The organism is Shewanella acanthi (genome assembly GCF_019457475.1).
In the GTDB taxonomy this organism is placed as follows: domain Bacteria; phylum Pseudomonadota; class Gammaproteobacteria; order Enterobacterales; family Shewanellaceae; genus Shewanella; species Shewanella acanthi.
The window spans coordinates 1,734,577-1,751,851 of record NZ_CP080413.1; the positions used below are offsets into that span (position 1 = coordinate 1,734,577).

The 17,275-nt window shown below is 46.3% G+C and carries 8 protein-coding genes; all 8 read left to right on the top strand.

What is annotated here, in order from left to right:
* Positions 1-7 precede the first annotated feature (7 nt).
* Positions 8-2,047, top strand: a complete 2,040-nt coding sequence (gene prc, locus K0H61_RS07720) for a carboxy terminal-processing peptidase (RefSeq protein ID WP_220052104.1) — start codon at positions 8-10, stop codon at positions 2,045-2,047.
* Positions 2,048-2,144: 97 nt separating this feature from the next.
* Entirely contained in the window at positions 2,145-4,694 is a 2,550-nt protein-coding gene (pepN, locus tag K0H61_RS07725; RefSeq protein ID WP_220052105.1) for an aminopeptidase N, read from the top strand.
* 40 nt (positions 4,695-4,734) lie between these two features.
* Positions 4,735-4,950, top strand: a complete 216-nt coding sequence (locus K0H61_RS07730) for a DUF2835 domain-containing protein (protein WP_220052565.1) — start codon at positions 4,735-4,737, stop codon at positions 4,948-4,950.
* A 338-nt stretch (positions 4,951-5,288) separates the two neighbouring features.
* Positions 5,289-7,325, top strand: coding sequence for a DUF1302 domain-containing protein (locus tag K0H61_RS07735; protein ID WP_220052106.1), 2,037 nt, complete (start codon positions 5,289-5,291; stop codon positions 7,323-7,325).
* Between the two features lie 14 nt (positions 7,326-7,339).
* Positions 7,340-8,704, top strand: coding sequence for a DUF1329 domain-containing protein (locus tag K0H61_RS07740; protein ID WP_220052107.1), 1,365 nt, complete (start codon positions 7,340-7,342; stop codon positions 8,702-8,704).
* A gap of 55 nt (positions 8,705-8,759) precedes the next feature.
* Positions 8,760-9,773 carry a WD40/YVTN/BNR-like repeat-containing protein gene (locus K0H61_RS07745; protein ID WP_220052108.1) on the top strand — a complete coding sequence of 338 codons (1,014 nt, stop codon included), beginning with the start codon at positions 8,760-8,762 and terminating at the stop codon, positions 9,771-9,773.
* A 31-nt stretch (positions 9,774-9,804) separates the two neighbouring features.
* The gene (locus tag K0H61_RS07750) at positions 9,805-12,120 is read left to right on the top strand and encodes an efflux RND transporter permease subunit (protein WP_220052109.1); all 2,316 of its coding nucleotides are present in this window, start codon (positions 9,805-9,807) and stop codon (positions 12,118-12,120) included.
* Between the two features lie 266 nt (positions 12,121-12,386).
* Complete coding sequence (locus K0H61_RS07755) at positions 12,387-17,231, top strand: NAD-glutamate dehydrogenase (RefSeq protein ID WP_220052110.1); 4,845 nt, start codon at positions 12,387-12,389, stop codon at positions 17,229-17,231.
* The last annotated feature ends 44 nt before the right edge of the window (positions 17,232-17,275 follow it).

The following is a 17,275-nucleotide window of genomic DNA, read 5'->3' on the forward strand; positions in this document are numbered from 1 at the left end:
CTTGTTGATGCGAAAACTCACTTTGGCAACATCCATTGCCTCAGTTTTTGTCGGATTTTCAGCTTGGGCTGTACCACCTACTATTCAAATCAGCGAGTTACCCACTCTCCACCAGGAAGCTCAGCACAAAGTCGCGAGTAAGAGGGTAACGGATCTGTATACCCGATCTCACTACCACAGATTTGCACTTGATGATGCTTTCTCTGCTCAAATCTACGATCGTTATCTGCAGCAGCTCGACTATCGTCGTAACATTCTGACGCAGGCCGATGTAGACAGCTTCAAATCTTATACTTCACAGTTCGACAATATGCTGAGTTCAGGTGAACTTGAACCAGCATATAAAATGTTTGATTTAGTGCAAAAGCGCCGTTACGAAGGTTTTGTATATGCACTGTCATTACTCGACCATGAAATGGACTTTAACAAGCCCGGTGATGCCTATGAGTACGATAGGGAAGATGCGGCATGGCCTAAAGATCAAGCAGAGGTTAACGAGTTATGGCGTCAACGCGTTAAGTATGATGCACTCAATCTCAAGTTGGCAGGCAAAAAATGGCCTGAAATTGTCGACATTCTGCAAAAGCGATACAACAACGCAATTAAACGTTTGACACAAACTAACAGTGAAGATGTATTCCAAACTGTGATGAATGCGTTTTCACGCAGTATCGAGCCGCACACTAGCTACCTGTCACCACGCAATGCTGAACGTTTCCAAATGGAAATGAACTTAAGCCTTGAAGGTATTGGTGCTCAATTGCAACTTGAAGACGATTACACTGTCATTAAGAGTTTGATTGCGGGTGGTCCTGCGGCAGACAGTGAAAAGTTATCGGCGGAAGATAAGATTGTCGGTGTTGGTCAAGAAGGCGGTGAAATCGTCGATGTGATTGGCTGGCGTCTCGATGATGTGGTCGAACTGATCAAAGGGCCTAAAGGCAGTAAAGTCATTCTGCAAATTCTGCCTAAGAAAGGCGGCGCCAATGCTAAGACCTTCAATATCACGCTGGTGCGCGACAAAATTCGTTTAGAGGACCGAGCAGCGACCTCTAAAGTCATCGAGCCTAAGGATGGCGAATACGCCAATCGTAAGGTCGGTGTGATACAAATTCCTGGTTTCTATATGAATTTATCCCAGGATGTTGAAAAAGAATTAGTTAAATTAAACGAAGCCAAGGTTGAAGGTATCGTTATCGATTTGCGTGGCAACGGTGGCGGTGCATTAACTGAAGCAGTTCTGCTGACTGGCCTATTTATCGATATGGGGCCAGTGGTGCAGGTGCGTGATGCCGATGGTCGTGTTTCTGCTCACCGTGATAACGATGGAAAAACGACCTACTCAGGCCCATTAACCATTATGGTTGATCGTTACAGTGCCTCAGCGTCCGAAATTTTTGCCGCAGCGTTGCAGGATTATGACCGCGCGTTAATTGTCGGTGAGTCAAGCTTTGGTAAGGGTACGGTACAGCAGCATAAGAGCTTGGGCCGTATCTACGATATGTACGACAAGCCAATCGGTCACGTGCAATATACCATTCAAAAATTTTACCGTATCGATGGTGGTAGTACTCAGTTAAAAGGTGTTACGCCAGATATCGCTTTTCCAAGTGCCCTCGATCCGGGTGAATACGGTGAAGCGGAAGAGAAAAATGCATTGCCTTGGGATAAAGTGCCTGTCGCGCAGTATCAGGCGCTCAATGATATTACCCCTGAGCTCGTCACCAGCTTAGATAAAAATCACGCAGAGCGTATTAAGCACAGCGTAGAATTTAGTTATATCAATCAAGATATTGCAGATTTTAAAAAGCATCACAAAGAGAAAACCATTTCTCTTGTCGAAAGCGAACGTATCGCCTCTCGGGAAGCTGATGAGAAGAAAGTACTCGACAGAACCAATGATCGTCGTGCAACTCAAGGTTTAGCCGCGGTTAAATCGATGGATGAAATCAAAGATGATACCGATGCGCCAGATGCGTTTTTGGACGAAACTGCCTATATCACCCTCGACATGGCTGATGCGAAAAAACTTGCGAACGCGAAGTAGTGCTCGCTGAAAACGATGGCCTGTATAGGTATATTCAAATTAAAACGCGCTTATAGCGCGTTTTTTCTTATAAGAACAGCAACGTAAAGGGAAAGAAATGACACAAGCCCAAGCCAAATACTTAAAAGATTATCAAGCTCCCCTTTTTACAATCGAAACCATCGACCTTAACTTTAACCTTGCGCCAAACCACACCCAAGTGAAGGCTAAAAGCTTTGTTAAACGTACGTCCGAGCATAATGAGCCCTTAGTTCTCGACGGTGAAGGCCTGAAACTCGTTTCGGTGACTGTGAATGGTCAAAGTGTCGTTTACCAAGTCAAAGAGGGCCAGCTGTTAATTGAAACCGTGCTTAATGAGTTTGAACTGGTGATCGAAACCGAGCTTGACCCTGCAGCCAACTCCAGCCTAGAAGGGCTTTATATGTCAGACGGAGCCTACTGCACCCAATGTGAAGCTGAGGGTTTTAGACGTATTACCTACTTCCTTGATCGCCCCGATGTGCTTGCTAAATACACTGTCCGTATCGAAGCCGAGAAGTCGGCATTTCCCTATCTATTGAGTAACGGTAATTTAGTCGAGCAGGGGGAACTTGAAGGCGGGCGCCATTATGTATGCTGGCAGGATCCGTTCCCGAAACCCGCGTATTTATTTGCCCTTGTTGCAGGTGATTTTGACCTGCTGCAGGATGAATTTATTACCCGAAGTGAACGTAAAGTTGTTCTGCAAGTATATGTCGATAAAGGCAATCTGCATAAGGCCGAACATGCGATGGCATCACTCAAGAAATCCATGGCATGGGATGAATCGCGCTTTGACCTTGAATATGATCTTGATATCTACATGATTGTTGCGGTCGACTTTTTCAACATGGGCGCAATGGAAAACAAGGGCCTGAATATTTTCAACACTAAATATGTGCTCGCCGATAAGTTGACTGCGACCGATGATGACTACCATGGAATCGAGTCAGTGGTTGGCCACGAGTACTTCCACAATTGGACGGGTAATCGTGTTACTTGCCGTGATTGGTTCCAGCTGAGTTTAAAAGAAGGCCTTACTGTATTTCGCGATCAGGAATTTAGCTCAGATTTAGGCTCGCGTGCAGTGAACCGAATTCATGCAATCAAAGTGATGAAAAACCAGCAATTTGCTGAAGATTCAGGCCCGATGTCCCATCCAATTAGGCCTGACTCAGTGATTGAGATGAATAATTTTTACACAGTGACAGTGTATGACAAAGGTGCCGAAGTCATCCGTATGATGCATACCTTGTTGGGGGAGGCGAATTTCCAAGCAGGGATGAAGCTCTACTTCAAGCGTCACGACGGCCAAGCGGTTACCTGCGATGATTTTGTGGCAGCGATGGAAGATGCGAGCGGCATCGATTTAACTCAATTCCGTCTTTGGTACAGCAAGGCGGGCACGCCAGTTGTTAGCGTGACTGACAGTTTCGATGCGATGAAAGGGACTTATCAGTTGAACCTCGTGCAGTCACTTGCGGGTTGTAACGAAGCATTGCATATTCCCTTTAGCATTGAGCTGCTCGATGCCAATGGGCATTCGAAGGTTAATCAGGTGCTTAACTTCACTAAAAAAGAGCAGACTTTTACCTTTGAAGGATTTAGTCAAAAACCGATATGTTCTTTACTGCAGGATTTCTCCGCGCCAGTGAAACTCGAATATCCCTTCGAAGTTGACCAACTTGTGCATTTGATGCGTTATGCGACAAGCGAAGTTGCCCGCTGGGAAGCATCAGTTGCCTTAGTAAGCCAAGCAATTTGGCAAAATGTGAGCCACGTAAAGCTACATCAAACCATGACCTTAGATGAGCGCGTCAAAGATGGCTTTAAAGGCGTGTTGTTATCGACTGAGCTGGATAGGGCATTGATGGCTGAAATTCTGGCAACGCCATCAAGCTCTGCGCTGGTTGAACAAACCGATGCGGTGGATTTAGACGCACTGCGCGTAGCACGTGAGTTTGTCTTATCTGAACTGGCACTTTATTGCCAGGATGAGTTAACCGCCGTTTACGGCACACTCGCTCACATTGATTGCGCTAAATCACGCGCCCTTAAAAATCAGTGCCTCATCTGGTTAAGCCGCGTTAGCGTCGATGCGGAAGCATTAGTGGTATCCCAATTTGAGCAGGCAGAAAACATGACCGATGCTTTAGGCGCGTTAACTGCGGCAAATATTGGAGATTTGCCTTGCCGCACAGCGCTAATGAGTGCATTCGAGCAGCGCTGGCAAAATACGCCATTAGTAATGGATAAATGGTTTATGCTACAGGCAACGCGCGACAGTGAGGATGTGATTGAGGGCATTAAGCAACTTATGCAACATCCCAGTTTTAGCATGAATAATCCTAACCGTGTACGTTCTCTCATTGGCAGTTTTGCTGCGGGTAATCTCTATCAATTTCATCGTAATGACGGTGAGGGCTACAGATTTTTAACTGAGTGTCTGATTGAACTCAATAAGCTCAATCCGCAGGTTGCTGCGCGTATGGTTACCCCGCTGATTCAGTTCAGTAAGTTTGATGTGAAACGTCAAGCCTTGATAAAAGAATATCTTGGCCAATTATTGGCGTTACCTGAGCTTTCAAAAGACCTGTACGAGAAAGTGTCGAAGGCACTTGGACAATAATGTGTTGGAGGAGGGCAGCTAATTGGCTGCCCGAGTTGTGATGGAATTGTATTTTAAGCTCAATATCGGTTATCAGCAATTTTTACCTTACTATCAAGGTATTGCAGAGAAAGTAGAAGTCAGGGATAGCCTTGGTCGTATTTTATGGATCAACGGAAGACATTTGCGCAGCTTTCTGACTAAGGATGGTATTCATGGCAATTTTAAGCTGGTTCTCGACTCGCAGGGCAAATTCGTTTCAATCAGCCGAATTTAATTTTTCACTGTTAAAAAAATGTAGAGTAATTGCTCAAAACGGTCGGCTGATTATTATACGCAGATTTAGGGTTTGTATTTGTTTTTATGTTAATGAAATATATAGTTTTTCATCCTATATAAAGCCTGATTTTTCATCTCATCCTTTCCTAATTTAATCGAGCAGTCATTTTTGCTCGGCTAAAATGACTCTACGTGCTTAATTCTTTAGAAAATTTTCTCCATCAGCGCCTTGCTCACAGGGATTAATTGCTGTAACAATGGTGTTACCTCTGGGCTAACGAGATGTTGGTTGTAATTCCTAAAACAAAATAATCCAGCAGGGTACGGAGAATAAAAATGACCACTGTTAAAAATCGTTTTAACAAGTCGGCGCTTGCTTTGGGGGTGGCGTCGGCACTAATTATGGCATCGAGCGCGAATGCTGTTTCTTTCAATTGGGGTGATGTAGAAGGTACTTTTGACTCCACTTGGACATTAGGTGCAAGTTGGCGTGTGGCTGACCGTGATTGGAACGGTCAAATCGGTAAAGTCAACCAACCGCAATTCGATTGGACTGGTTACAGTGCATTCGGCAACACGCTATATACGTCTCAAGATATTTGGGCACAGCAAGGCTCTTACTCAAGCAACGGCGATTTGAGCAACATGCTCTACTCAAAAGGTGATACCACCTCTGAGATCTTCAAAGGCTTACACGAATTATCGTTAAAATACGAAAACTACGGTCTCTTTGCCCGTGGTATGTATTTTTACGATCGTAAACTCAACGATGGTAACTTTGGCTACACCGATCCATTAACGGGCAAGGAATATGACCCTTGCGCCGACAGCGACGCCTCTAAAGTGCAATGTAAGGACATCCGTTTGTTAGATGCCTTCGTTTACGCAAATTTTGACTTAAACGACGGTGCTAACCCTCTGTCAGTTCGTTTAGGTAACCAAGTGGTGTCATGGGGTGAAAGTACCTTAATTGCCCACGGTATCAGCGAAATCAACGCCGTTGACCTGAACATTCTTAATGCGCCAGGTGCTGAGCTTAAAGAAGCATTCCGTCCACAGGGCATGTTATGGGCCTCTTTAGGTATTACCGAATCTTTATCGGTTGAAGCTTTCTACCAATACGATTGGCAGCCAATTTGGATCCCAACACCAGGTTCAATCTTCGCTACTAACGATTTTGCCGGTTACGGTGGTTATGCGCAAAACGCGCAGTTGGGCTTTAACGTAAACCCAGACATGAACCTCGACTTTCTGATGCAAGAATATGAAAAGTTAGCGGCATTAGTGGCTAGCGGTGCATCTGTTCCGACAGCGCAATTAGTGGCGATGTCTCTGGCTTATCCAACTAAAGCGACTTTAGTTAAAGACGAAGCCGAGCCGAGTGATAGCGGTCAATACGGTATCAAATTTGGTTATTACGCACCTGAGTTAGGTGAGACCGAATTTGGCCTGTACTACATGAATTATCATAGCCGTCGTCCAATTATCAGTGGTACAGCGTCCAATTTCACCACTCCAGCATTATTAAGCGATTTAAGCGTGCTCGGTGCTAATGCCGGTCAAATTGACCGCGACGTCATGTTAAGCCTACAGAGTTTCTCTAAGGCACAGATTGAATACCCAGAGGATATTAAGCTCTATGGCTTTAGCTTCAATACCCTGATTGGTGATACTTCTGTTGCGGGCGAGATTTCTCACCGTCAAGATGAGCCTATGCAAATCGATGACGTTGAATTGTTGTTCGCAGCGATGCCGCAGCAGTTAGCCAACGCAGGGATTGCTCCAGAACTCGACGGTCTGTCGCAATTAGATGTGGTTGAGCCAGGTGCTTACCGTGAAGGCTTTATCCGTCTTGACACGACTCAAGCTCAGATGACATTCACCCATTTATTCGGACCGACTTTCGGTATGGATAACCTAGTGATGTTAGCTGAAGTGGGTGGTGTGTGGATCCACGATATGCCAGGTTTTGATGAATTGCGTTTAAACAGCCCAGGTACTGGCCGTTCGGGTGGTAACCCAGATATGCCAGGTATTATTCAAGTTCTGCACAATGGCCCTGAAACTAACCCATTTGCGACCGATTTCGCTTGGGGTTATCGCATCGTGGCCAAGGCTGATTACAACAACCTGTTTGCAGGTGTGAACATGTCTCCTCGTTTGATTTTCTCTCACGACGTTGACGGTATTACCCCTGATCCAATGTTCCTGTTCACCGAAGGACGTAAGTCTGTGGCGCTGGGCCTGAACTTTGATTATCAAAACCGTTGGGGAGCGGATCTGTCATACAACAACTTCTTTGGTGGTGTAGGTACGACCAATGCGATGGCAGACCGTGATTATGTTTCATTCAATATCAAGTATTCGCTCTAAGAAGGATTATAACAATGAAGAAACTGTCGATATTGGCGAGTGCCGTAGTACTGGCGCTTGTTGCGCCAGTCGCAATGGCGAAAGTCTCTGAAGCTGAAGCTGCTAAATTAGGTGGTGAGCTGACACCATTAGGTGCTGTTAAGGCGGGTAACGCCGATGGTTCAATTCCAGCATGGGATGGTGGTATCACTAAGCCTGTTTCTGGTTACTCAAAGGGTATGCATCACCCAGATCCTTTCCCTGAGGATAAAATTGAGTTCACGATCACCAACGCGAACAAGGATCAATACAAGGAATTCTTAACGCCTGGTCAAATCAAGTTATTTGAACTGTACCCAGATACCTACAAGATGAACGTCTATAAGACGCGTCGTAGTGCATCAGCGCCTCAGTTCGTGTATGACGCGACTAAAGCTAACGCGACTCGCGCTGAGCTGATTGCTCAAGGTAATGGTATTGCGGGTGCTTCGATTGGTACTCCGTTCCCAATCCCTGCAAACGGTTTAGAGGCGATTTGGAACCATATCCTGCGTTTCCGCGGTGTTGATGTTGTCACAACCCGTAGCCAAGCGGCACCGACCGCTGACGGTAGCTACAGCTTAGTGGAAACTTCAGAGGAAATTCGTTTCGAATACGCACGTCCCGAGATGACCCTCGATAAGTTAAAAGCGTCCAACACGCTGTTCTACTTTAAACAAGTAGTGACACAACCTGCGCGTCTAGCGGGTACTGCACTGCTCGTTAAAGAAACCATGGATCAAGAGGCTCTGCCACGTCAGGCTTGGACCTACAACACTGGTCAACGCCGTGTACGTAAAGCGCCAAACGTCGCCTTTGATACTCCAGGTACAGTGTCTGACGGTCTGCGTACTACCGACGACTTCGACATGTTTAACGGCTCTCCTGTGCGTTATAACTGGGAGTTAGTAGGTAAGAAGGAAATCTACATTCCTTACAACGACTATAAACTGCACTCAGACAAGCTGAAATATGACCAAATTTTAAAACCTGGCCATATCAACCCTGAGTTCGTTCGTTGGGAAAAACACCGCGTGTGGGAAGTAAAGGCAACCTTGAAAGACGGTATGCGCCACATCTACAAAACGCGCGTGATGTACCTAGACGAAGATTCATGGCAAGTGTCTATTGCGGATCTGTATGACAACCGTGACGAGTTATACCGCGTAGCAGTGTCGCATGCTTTGAACTACTACGAAGTGCCAACGCTGTGGGATACCTTAGAAGTGTTCCACGATCTACAGTCTCGCCGTTACTTAGCGATGGGCTTAGACAACCAAAGCGCTATGTATGACTTCGATGCCAAACTGAGTGAAGCGAACTTTACTCCCGATGCTCTGCGTCGCGAAGGTATTCGTTAATCAGCCACGGTATAAAGGGGCGCCTAGCGCCCCTCATTAGTTTAAGGAAGTTTGTATGTCGTTTCGCATCCTTCAATGCGTCACTGCGTTAAGTGTTGGTTGTTTGTTTTCCTTCCCATCGTTTTCAGCAGTTACCGATAATTTAACATCTCAAATCCAGCCGCTGTCGGCTTCATCCCTTGTGTTAGACATTGCTAAGGCAGGTAATAACCTCGTCGCGGTGGGTGAGCGTGGACATGCGTTATTGCTAAAGGACAATTGGCAGCAGGTTTCTACGCCAACCTCAGCACAGTTAACCAAAGTGTTCTTTCTCAATGATAAATTAGGTTGGGCAGTTGGCCATGACGCCACCATTCTCCACACTCAAGATGGCGGTCAGACTTGGTTACTGCAGATGCAATCTAAGGAAATTGAAAAGCCTTTTCTTGATGTGATGTTCTTAAACGAACAGGAGGGCATGGCGATTGGTGCCTACGGGCTGTTCTATCGTACCCATAACGGTGGTGCGAATTGGGATGAAGAATTCCATGAAGAACTGCTGGCCGAAGAAGATGTCTCTTATTTGGCTGAACTCAAAGAAACCGATCAAGAAGCTTACTTAACCGAGCGAGCCTCACTGCTACCGCATTTTAATCGCATGATGCGTTTAAACGATGGCCGTTTAGTGCTTGTGGGCGAATTAGGGTTAGTTGCTGTATCCAGTGATGAAGGTAAAACCTTTAGCCGCACTACATTCGATTACGATGGTTCGATGTTTAACGCGATTGAGCTTAATGATTCCGTGTATGTGATGGGTTTACGTGGTCATGTGTTCAAATCAGATTTGAGTTTTACCCAGTGGGATGAAATTGAAATGCCTGTGGAATCATCCATTAATGGAGCTATGGCCATTTCCGATAACACTCTGTATCTCGTGGGCAATGCAGGGATGGTTATTCAGTTAAACCAAGATGATAGTACAAGCATTGTGACTCGCCGTCAGGGTGAGAACTTAGTGTCTATCGCTAAAGATAGCCAAGGCCAAGTGTGGTTATCCGGCAGCCAAGGGCTGCTCGTGCTGAAACCATAATTTTTAAAACAACAATAATAGGGCCGAAAAGATGTTAGAAAAACTGGTCAATGGATTTGAGTCATTTTTATTCCGCAACCGCGCATGGGTTGTGAATATATTTATTTTGCTCACGCTGTTCCTAGGCTATGAAGCCAGCCAATTAAAAATGGACGCGGCGTTCAGTAAAAACATCCCGCTGAACCACACCTATATGCAAACCTACCAAAAGCATCAAAAGGATTTTGGTGGCGCCAACAGCATTATGGTGGCAGTGGAAGACAAGAGTGGAAATATTTTTAACCCGACATTTTTTGATACCCTGAAGAATGTCCACGATCAATTGTTCTTCATTCCCGGCGTAGACCGTGCTCAAGTGAAGTCGCTGTTTGCGCCATCAACCCGTTTTACCGAGGTGGTAGAAGACGGTTTTGCGGGCGGTCCAGTCATCCCGGCCGATTTCTCGACTACACCTGCAGGCCTTGAAACCGTGCGCGATAACATCGAGAAAGCCGGTATTGTTGGCCGTTTGATTGCCAACGATTACAGTGCAGCCATGGTGTCAGCTCAGTTAATGGATTTTGACCCACAAACCGGTAAACCACTGGATACCATTGCTTTTGCTAATCAACTTGAGCAGGAGCTGCGTGGAAAGTACGAGACTGATGAGATTAAAATCCACATTATCGGTTTTGCAAAAATGGCGGGTGATGTGGCCGATGGTGCCAAGGGCGTACTGCTGTTCTTCGTTATCGCGATTTTCATTACAGCAGTAATGGTATATCTGTTTTCTAAATCCTTAATCCTGACCGTTCTACCACTTGCTTGTAGCTTAATCGCGGTAATTTGGCAGCTAGGTTTGCTCACGGTTATCGGTTTTGGCCTCGATCCTATGTCGATTCTGGTGCCGTTCCTCGTCTTTGCGATTGGTGTCAGTCACGGGGTGCAAATCATTAACGCGGTTAGACACCGTGTGATGGACGGTCAAGCCACTAAGGCCGCCGCAGCATCTGCGTTTCGTAGTCTTTTAATACCAGGTGGTGTTGCACTGCTGTCGGATACTGTGGGTTTTATTACGTTGTTATCTATCGATATCGGCATTATTCGTGAGTTAGCGATTTCGGCATCCCTTGGTGTAGGCGTGATTATCTTCACCAACCTTATCCTTTTACCACTGGTGATTTCCTTTACCGAAATTAAAGCGGTAGCACATTCTGAGCCGACGGCTGAAGACTTACGTGTTCAAAAAATTTGGCAATTTTTGTCTAAATTCGCGACACCAAAATATGCAGTCGTGGTGATAGTGGCGACGATTGCTCTGTATTTTGCAGGATTGCAGCAGGCGAACCAAATGAAAATTGGTGATTTACAGGGCGGGGCACCCGCGCTACACCAAGATTCTCGCTATAACCAAGATACTTTTTTCATTACGGATCATTTCTCTATCACAACAGATGTGATGACTGTCATTGTTGAAGCAAGTCCTGAGGCCTGTACCTACCATGATGTGTTAACCCAAATCGATGAATTCGAATGGTTAGTCCGTAACACTCCAGGCGTTGAATCGACCATCAGTTTGGCAAACGTTGCTAAGAAAGTGAACGCAGGCTTTAACGAAGGTAACCCTCGATGGGAAGTGCTGCCGCGTACTACCGCAAGTTTAGTTCAGGCGATTGGTCAAATTCCGACGACATCTGGCCTGTTAAACGGTGATTGTTCAGTGATGCCCGTGTACCTGTTCCTTAAGGATCACAAGGCTGAAACCATTGAAACTGTGGTGGCGAAAGTTAAAGCGGTTGCCGCAAAAATGAATAACGACAAGCTGCAGTATAAACTGGCATCGGGCCCTGTTGGGGTAATGGCTGCGACTAACGAAGCGGTTGCCGAAGCTCAGTTGCCGATGATGATCTACGTTTACGGCGCGGTATTCATCCTGTGTTTAATTAGCTTCCGTTCTTTAAAGGCCACCGTGGCGGTCATTATTCCACTCTACGTGGTATCGACCCTAGCGCAGGCACTGATGACACAGCTCAATATTGGATTAGCTGTCAGTACGTTACCAGTAATTGCACTCGGTGTAGGTATTGGCGTTGACTACGGTATTTATATTCTATCTACTATGTCATCAAAGCTTTCAAATGGTATGCCAGTTCAACAGGCTTACTACGAAGCACTGCTTGAGCGTGGTAGCGCGGTAATATTCACTGGCCTGACGTTGGCCATTGGTGTAAGTACTTGGTTTTTCTCGGCGCTAAAATTCCAAATGGACATGGGCATTTTGCTAACCTTTATGTTCGTAGTGAATATGTTGGGTGCGATAATTATTCTGCCAGCACTGGCAGCATTCTTCTGGCGTAAGGCTAAGTAACTAAAGAAAAATGGGGAGCAATAGCTCCCCATTTTGTTTTGCATACAAAATCTAAAATTCTGATTTTAATTTCAAATATCTTAAATTCCCCTTGACCTTCCTAGTTATTCAGAGGATGTACCACTAAAATTTTCCTCGAAATACAGAGGATTTAGTAATAAACTTCGCGCGACGATCGGGATCACACTAATATTTACTGGTCGTGCAGTCGAAGCATCCTAATAATGAAAAAAAGCGCTGCCATAGACGCTTAAGGAAACAGCAAGATGGCCTTGAAAGATGCAATGCCTTCAGTACTACTCGAAAATGTAGTCAGTTTAATTCATGCTAAAGTCCCTAATTCACAAGCCAAGCAAGTTGAACAGTTCGCTACCTGCCTATACACCCACATGTCGAAAGACGACCTCAAGGCGCGTAATGAAAGTGATCTGTACGGTGCCGTTCTTAGCTTATGGAACGCACTAAATAAGACCCCCAAAGGTGAAACCCACCTCCGCGTTTTCAATCCAAGTCAGTCAAAACACGGCTGGCAATCCACGCATTCAATTATTGAGGTGATTCAACCCGATATGCCTTTCCTAGTGGATTCATTAGGTATGGCATTGAATCGTATGGGAATTACTGCCCATATGATGTTGCATACCCCACTGGCTATTGAACGCAAGGGTGACGAAGTGTCTAAGGTCACCTTTGTGAAACAAAGCCCAGAGAGCACTGAGCACATCGCCGTATTTTTAATTGAAATCGACCGCCAAAGCAGCACTGCCGATATCAAAGCGATTGAACGTGAACTGCAATCGGTACTCGCCGATGTGGCCGCTTCAGTAAATGACTGGGGCGCGATGTCAGCTAAACTCAGCGAGACGATCAAAGACCTACCGAATCGTCCGTTCCCGGGTGAAGCAAAAGATTTAGAAGAAGCGATAAACTTCTTAACTTACCTTAATAATCATCACTTTACCTTACTCGGCTACCGTCAGTATGATTTAAAACGCGTAGAGGGTGACGTCGAGTTAGTGCCAAATCTAGAATCCAGTCTAGGTTTGATGAACAAGCAACCCAAAGCGCAACCTGAGCAAGGTCTGCTGTTATCCAGTTTTTCTCCAAGCGCTCGCCGTGAAGCCTTAGACAGCAGCCCATTGATCCTGACTAAGAGCAGTGCCAAGAGCCGTGTTCACCGTCCCGCCTATGTGGATTACATCGGCATTAAACGCTTCGATGAGCAGGGCAATGTGGTCGGTGAAGATAGATTCATTGGTCTATATGCCTCAAATCTTTACAACCGTAGCCCGCGTGAAATACCGCTGCTGAATGAAAAAGTGCAGCGGGTTTTAGACCGTTCAGGCCTAGCGCCGCGTTCACACGACTACAAGGCACTGCTAAACATTCTTGAGAACCTGCCTCGCGATGAGCTAATTCAAGCCAATGTTGATACCTTGGCCCACACGGCCCACGGCGTGCTCGAGATGCAGGACCGCGATAAGCTGAAACTCTTTGTTCGCAAAGACGGTTTTGGTCGTTTCTTATCCTGTTTAGTGTACGTGTCTAAAGACAGATACAACACTAAGTTACGTCAAGATACCCAACGTATTTTGGCTCAACATTTCAACAGCAAAGAAGATGTAGAATTCACGACGTACTTCTCTGAGTCGACCCTAGCTCGTACGCACTACATCGTCAAAGTTGATAACAATAATATGGATGTAGATGTGGCAGCGATTGAGAACAATCTGATTGAAGCGGCGCGCTCGTGGGAAGATAAGTTAAGCACAGCCTTAAACAATGCCCTGGGTGAGCAAACCGGCACCCATTTAATGAAGCGTTACGCTAACGCGTTTGAGCAAAGCTATAAAGAAGACGTACTGCCAAGTTCTGCCGTTGTCGATATGCAGCAGCTCGAAGCCTTAGATGACGAGCACAAGCTCGGCATGTTGTTCTATCAGCCGCAGGAGGCTGCACTGAACGACAACAAAGTGCGTTTAAAACTGTTCCACAAGGATGAACCGATTCATCTTTCTGACGTACTGCCAATGCTAGAAAACTTTGGTCTGCGCGTCATTAACGAACGCCCATACGAAGTGACCACCTCTGATGGTTCGACTTTCTGGATTTTAGACTTCTTGATGATGGTGAAGGTCGCTAATACCGATAATATCGCCGATAGCCAAGACAGATTCCAAACTGCGCTTTCGCAGGTGTGGCAAAAGAAATTAGAAGATGACGGCTTTAACCGCATCATCCTAGCATCGGGCTTAACTGGCCGTGAAGTATCAGTACTGCGTGCATATGCTAAGTACATGCGTCAAATCGATGCGACCTTCAGCCAAGCCTACATCGAAGAAACCTTCGGCCGTTACCCACAAATCGCTGATTTGTTGGTGAAAATGTTTATCCGTAAGTTCAATCCAAAACTCAAGACTCGCACCTTGGGCAAGTTTATGGAGCAAATCAACTTACGTTTGGATGAAGTTTCAAGCCTCGATGACGATCGTATCATTCGCCGTTATCTGGATCTGATTAACGCAACGCTGCGTACCAACTTCTATCAGTTAGATGCTAAGGGTGAACCGAAGAGCTATATCTCCTTCAAGTTCATGCCGTCGATGATCCCTGAAATGCCGCGTCCGCTGCCGAAATTCGAGATTTTCGTCTATTCGCCACGCGTTGAAGGTGTGCATTTACGGGGTGGTAAGGTTGCCCGTGGTGGTCTGCGTTGGTCCGATCGCCGTGAAGACTTCCGTACTGAAGTCTTAGGTCTGGTTAAAGCGCAGCAAGTGAAAAACACCGTTATCGTGCCTGTGGGGGCGAAGGGTGGTTTCGTGTGTAAACAACTGCCAATCGAAGGCGGTCGTGAGGCGTTCTTCACCGAAGGTCAAGAATGCTACCGTATCTTTATCCGTGCATTGCTCGACATTACCGATAACATCGTAAATGGTGAAGTGGTGCATCCAGTGGACGTGGTTCGCCACGATGAAGACGACCCATATTTAGTGGTAGCAGCCGATAAGGGCACCGCGACCTTCTCGGATATCGCGAACGCGATTTCTCTGGAATATAACTTCTGGTTGGGCGATGCCTTCGCATCGGGCGGCAGTAACGGTTACGATCACAAGAAAATGGGTATCACGGCTAAAGGTGGCTGGGAATCGGTTAAACGTCACTTCCGCGAAGTGGGCATCGATTGCCAAACCACCGACTTTACCTGTTTAGGTATTGGTGACATGGCCGGTGACGTATTTGGTAACGGTATGTTGTTGTCGAAGCACACAAAACTTGTGGCTGCATTCAACCATATGCATATCTTTATCGACCCAAATCCAGATGTTGAAGCCAGTTATGATGAACGGGCGCGTTTATTCGCTCTGCCACGTTCAAGCTGGGAAGACTACAACAGCAAGCTGATCTCAAAAGGCGGCGGTATCTTCCTACGTTCGGCTAAGTCGATTCCATTATCTGCAGAAATGCAGCAAATGCTGGAAACCGAAAAGACCTCGATGAACCCAACCGAACTGATGAAAGAACTGCTGAAAATGCCAGTGGATCTGATTTGGAACGGTGGTATCGGTACCTACGTTAAGTCGTCACGCGAGACTCACGCTGAAGTGGGCGATCGTGCTAACGATGCACTGCGTGTTAACGGCCGTGAACTGCGCGCCAAGATTGTGGGCGAGGGCGGTAACTTAGGTTGTACCCAGTTAGGTCGTATCGAATTTGCTGCCAATGGCGGTCGCATCAACACCGATTTTGTGGATAACGTCGGCGGTGTGGATTGTTCTGACAACGAAGTGAACATCAAAATTCTGTTAAACGCGATGGTTGCCGAGGGTGAATTGACCCTGAAACAACGAAACCGTTTACTCGAAGAGATGACTGAAGAGGTCGGTCAAATCGTACTGCAAGACTGTAAAGACCAAACCCGCACCATTTCGGTGACTCAGGTTCACGGTGCTGAGCAGTTAAAAGAGCAAATCCGCTTTATCCAGTATCTGGAAAAAGAAGGCAAGCTTGACCGTGCGTTAGAATTTTTACCGTCTGAAGAAGAGCTTGCAGAACGTTTAGCTAATGGCCGTGCTTTAACACGTCCAGAGCTGTCTGTACTGGTGGCTTACGCTAAGATGGTGCTCAAAGAGCAATTATTAACGCCGGAAATCACCGAAGATACGCTGTTAAGCCAGCTGCTGATTGCATACTTCCCGAAAAAACTTCAGGAACTCTATAGCGACAGAATGGCAACGCATCCATTGCGTGGCGAAATCATCGCTACCTCGCTGGCAAACGAGTTAGTCAACGATATGGGCCTGAACTTCGTGCAACGTATGCAGGATGAGACAGGTGCCTCAGTTGCAGATGCGGCAATTTGCTACACTATGGCTCGCGAAGTCTTTGGTTTAGCTGAATTAACTAAATCAATCACGGATTTAAATGGCATCGTTCCTGCTGTTGTTCAAGGTGAGATGTTACACCAGCTACGCCGCAACATGCGCCGTGCTTGTCGCTGGTTCCTACGTCACCGTAACCGCAGCTGGAGCATCGAGCAAACCGTGGAATTCTTCAAACCGGTATTCGAACAGATCAAAGCGAATGTTCACGCCTACATGGTTGAAGAAGAAGCGGCTGGCATCCAAACCGAGATTAATGCTCTGGTTAAAGAAAATGTCCCGCTCGAGGTTGCTACTATTGTCGCCAACATGAGTACACTGTTCTCTACTCTGGATATTGCGCAAATCGCCCAGGCTGAAGATAAATCAGTGGCGCTCGTTGCCGAAACTTACTTTAAATTAGGTGCTCGCGTTGAGTTACACTGGTTCCTTGAACAGATCAGTGCTCAACCAGTTGCTAACCACTGGCAGGCACTTGCCCGTGCAGCATTTAGAGAAGAATTGGATTGGCAACAACGTGCATTAAGTTCTGTGGTGCTAAGAACATGCACTGCGAGCTGTGACGCAGAAAGTGTGATTTCTCAGTGGATTGATACCAATCAAGCCCTGCTGGAGAGATGGTTCCATATGCTGGCAGACTTCAAGACTTCGCAAAGCCATGAGTTTGCTAAGTTCTCTGTCGCCCTACGTGAACTGAATCTTCTGATCCTTCATTGCGAAGGCCAAAAGTAAACTTTTATTATAACAATCAGAAGCCCTGGCGACCGCCGGGGCTT